Genomic DNA, 3,570 nt, shown 5'->3' with positions numbered 1-3,570 from the left:
CGCGCCGTTGCCGTCGTCCGCCGGGTCGGCTTCGGTCGTGCTCTCCCGGGTTCCCGCGTCGGCACGCTCCGCCGCGGTGGCGGATTCCGCGGCCCGCGTGGTCGTCCCGGACCGCTCCGGGGCGCCGGTGCCTTCGCCCTTGGCCAGGCGGGCGGCCATGTAGGTGGAGGTGAACTCCACCGCGCTGCCCTCGATCAGGTGGACCACGGTGGGCTGCTCGCCGCCGGAGGCGAGTTCGTCCACGAGCTGGTCGGCGCGATCCCGGGCGGCGATGATCCCGGACGCCTCGGCGTCCAGTTCCCGGCCGAGCCCGGACACGCGCACCGTCCAGTTCTCGTCCGTGCGCGCGTAGGTCGCGGTGACTGTCTGCACCCCTGTTCACCCCTCTCCGGACAGCGGTACCCGGCCGCGTGCGGCGACGTGGTTCGCTGCCTTTATGACGATGATTCAAGTTTGTGACGTCGGAGGCCGCGCAGCAACACGACACCGGAGAAAAGGCTACCCAGAGTGAGAACGATCTCAGCGGCTCACCACTGTGGGTGAAATCTGCGTGTCAGTGGGTCGATTGATCCTGCGCCAGGTGACTGACCCCGCCCCACAGGAGGTCCATGGCGTAATCCGTGGCCACTTCGGGTGTGATCTCGTCGTCCTGCTCGCACCAGATGGCCAGCCGCTCGCACCCGCCGACGACGAACTCGGCCGACGCCTGGGCGCGGGACGGGTCCGAGACGGCGAGATAGCCGCCCAGCACGCCCGCGATCAGATCCGTCTGCTGTCGGCGGGTCGCCTCCAGTTCGTCGGCGGCCGAGGTGCCGGCCAGTGCCATCTCGTTACGCAGCAGCGACCACGCCTGTCTGCGCCTGCGGACGAATCCGAAGAACGCCGACAGCCCCCGGCGCAGCGCGTCCTCGGCGGTCGTGGCCCCCACGACGGCGCGTTCGGTGACCTCCCGCAACTCCCCACGGGCGGACTGGATGCAGGCGAGCAGCAATCCCTCCTTGGAGTGGAAGTACTCGTACAGCATCGGTTTCGACACGCCCACCCGTTCGGCGATCTCGTCCATCGAGGCCGCGGCGTAGCCGAGCTCGGCGAAGACCTGTTCGGCGACCTCGACCATTTGCCGTTCCCGTTCGGCCCTGGGCACGCGCTTGCGGCGGGCGGGGGTCTTTGCACTGGCGCTCACGATCGCTATTCTACTTCCGGTAACCTACTGCCGGTAAGGTGAACCGCCGGTAACAGGGTCGCCGGGACCAGGCAGAGCGGCATGGAGGCAGCGACATGGGCACACGCACCGAGACCGGAGTGGTCGTCGTCGGAACCGGGTTCTCCGGACTCGGCATGGCGATCCAGCTCCGCACCGACGGCCGTGACGACTTCGTCATCCTGGAGAAGGAGCACGAGGTCGGCGGCACCTGGCGGGACAACACCTATCCGGGCTGCGCCTGTGACATCCAGTCGCACATGTACTCGTACTCGTTCGAACAGAACCCCGGGTGGTCGCGCTCGTTCTCCCCGCAGCCGGAGATCTTCGACTACATCCGCGGGGTGGCGGAGAAGTACGACCTCTACCGCCACATCCGGTTCGGGCGGGAGCTGACCGGCGCGCGGTGGGACACCGACGAGCACCGCTGGTACATCAGCACGGCCGCGGGCGAGGAGTTCGTCGCCCGGCACCTCGTCTGCGGGGTGGGGGCGTTGCACATCCCGCAGGTCCCGCACCTGCCGGGGATCGAGACCTTTCGGGGCACGACGTTCCACTCGGCGCAGTGGGACCACGACTACGACCTGCGCGGCAAGCGGGTCGCGGTGATCGGCACCGGGGCCAGCGCGGTGCAGTTCGTGCCCGAGATCGCGAAGGACGTCGAGCGGCTCACCCTCTTCCAGCGGACCCCGCCGTGGATCATGCCGAAGCCGGACCGGCGGATGCCGGACTGGGCGAAGCGGCTGTTCTCCCGGGTTCCCGGCGTCCAACGGGTGTACCGCGACCTGCTGTACTGGATGCTCGAACTGCGCGCGGTCGGGTTCAACGGTGATCCGCGGATCATGAAGTTCGCCCAGAAGATCGCCAAGCGCAACATCGACCGGCACGTCGACGACCCCGCACTGCGGGCCAAGCTCACGCCCGACTACGTGATGGGCTGCAAGCGGGTGCTGATCTCGAACGACTACTACCCGGCCATGAACCGGGACAACGTCGACGTCGTCACCGACGGCGTCGCCGAGGTCCGCGCGCACAGCATCGTGGACACCGCGGGCGTCGAGCACGAGGTGGACGCCATCATCTACGGCACCGGCTTCCACGTCACCGACGCCTTCGACGATCTCGACATCATCGGTGCGCAGGGGACCAACCTCGGCAAGCAGTGGGCCGAGGAGGGCATGCAGACCCACCTCGGCATCACCGTCACGGGGTACCCGAACCTGTACTTCCTGCTCGGCCCGAACACCGGGCTGGGCCACAACTCGGTCGTGTTCATGATCGAGCAGCAGGTGCGCTACATCGCCGAGGCGATCCGGTGGGTCGAGGCCGAGGGCGCCGGAGCGATCGAGGTGCGACCGGAGGCGCAGGCGCGGTTCAACGCCGAGATCCAGCGCAAACTGTCCAAGGGTGTCTGGACGCGCGGTGGCTGCACGAGCTGGTACCTCGACAGCCAGGGCGTGAACCGCACCATCTGGCCCGGTTTCACCTGGCGCTACTGGCTCAGGACCCGCAAGCTCGATCCGCGTGACTTCCGCCTGCACGGGCGGTCTGCGGCGCCGGAGCGGACAGCCGCCGCAGGCGGGTGACCAGTTCCTCGGTGCCGAGTTCGCACAACGCCGCGAGCTGCTCCAGGGTGGTGCGGTCGAACTGCACCTCGGCCGCACCACCCTCGGCGAGCCGTCCGCGCGCCCAGCGGCGCAGCGGCAGCAGCTCGGGCTGGTCGTCGGCGACCACGTCGTCCAGGCACACCTTCAGCCTGCCCTGGTGCTCGGCGAACAACCTGCGGTGCACCCGCGCCAACAGGTCCTGCGGGAGCTCGTCCATGGCCAGGCAGAGCTCGGCCAACCGCACCACCGAGCACTGCCGCGTCCCGAGCTCGTACGTGGCCAGGGTCTGCAGCGAGATCCCGCTCTGCAGCCGTTCGTTGAGTTCCTTCCGGGTCCAGCCCCTGGCTGTCCTGAGCTTGCGCAGCTCCTCACCCAACACCTGTTGATATCTGTCCGTCTCGATCAGCACTGGCCAACCCCTGCCCGTCACCATCTACCGGTTTCCTACAGGGGAGGAATGCGTCGACGGCCGTGTCCTTACGCGCGAGCGCGAAAAACTCCGCCGAAACGGACAACATGACCCGTTCGGAGTAGTGGTGGCGGTCAGTTGACGCAGACGACCCGGTCCGCGGTGATCGGTGGTTCGTTCCGGTCACTCGGTTGCTGCCGTGGCGCGGGACGGGCCTCCGGCACCGCTTCCCCCGCGGCCGGGGCGCCACCGCCCGCGGCGGGCGGGGTGGAGCTGCCGTGGGAGTTGTAGTCGGGTGCCAGCAGCACCCGGACGTGGCCGGCCGGGACGTCGGACGCGGTCTCCACCGCCAG

Annotated in this window: 4 protein-coding genes and 1 pseudogene; 1 reads left to right on the top strand and 4 read right to left on the bottom strand. The window is 68.8% G+C overall.

Annotated features, from left to right (window positions below; translation table 11 throughout):
- Nucleotides 1–372, bottom strand: a 372-nt coding sequence (locus tag SACPADRAFT_RS32255; protein WP_007026950.1) for a hypothetical protein, incomplete at its 3' end; no start/stop codon positions are given.
- Nucleotides 373–553: 181 nt separating this feature from the next.
- Nucleotides 554–1,183 (bottom strand): TetR/AcrR family transcriptional regulator, encoded by a 630-nt coding sequence (locus SACPADRAFT_RS0205375; RefSeq protein WP_028662236.1) that lies wholly within the window; start codon nt 1,181–1,183, stop codon nt 554–556.
- A 95-nt stretch (nt 1,184–1,278) separates the two neighbouring features.
- Between SACPADRAFT_RS0205375 and SACPADRAFT_RS0205370 the strand changes: the two genes are divergently transcribed.
- On the top strand, nt 1,279–2,787 hold the full coding sequence (locus tag SACPADRAFT_RS0205370; protein ID WP_007026952.1) for a flavin-containing monooxygenase: 1,509 nt from the start codon (nt 1,279–1,281) through the stop codon (nt 2,785–2,787).
- Here the strand turns inward: SACPADRAFT_RS0205370 and SACPADRAFT_RS0205365 are convergent.
- Complete coding sequence (locus tag SACPADRAFT_RS0205365) at nt 2,702–3,217, bottom strand: helix-turn-helix transcriptional regulator (protein ID WP_040923961.1); 516 nt, start codon at nt 3,215–3,217, stop codon at nt 2,702–2,704. The two genes, SACPADRAFT_RS0205370 and SACPADRAFT_RS0205365, sit on opposite strands and share 86 nt — an antisense overlap.
- 134 nt (nt 3,218–3,351) lie before the next feature.
- Nucleotides 3,352–3,570, bottom strand: a pseudogene (locus SACPADRAFT_RS0205360) (LCP family protein); the annotation flags it as partial.

Origin of the sequence: Saccharomonospora iraqiensis subsp. paurometabolica YIM 90007 (genome assembly GCF_000231035.2) — a bacterium.
Taxonomy (GTDB): domain Bacteria; phylum Actinomycetota; class Actinomycetes; order Mycobacteriales; family Pseudonocardiaceae; genus Saccharomonospora; species Saccharomonospora paurometabolica.
Note: the sequence above shows the minus strand (reverse complement) of the source record. Positions and strands in the feature narration are given on the sequence as shown.

Excerpts from the sequence above, each read along its gene's own strand:
- SACPADRAFT_RS0205370 (WP_007026952.1), top strand. The coding sequence starts at position 1,279 with ATGGGCACACGCACCGAGACCGGAGTGGTCGTCGTCGGAACCGGGTTC.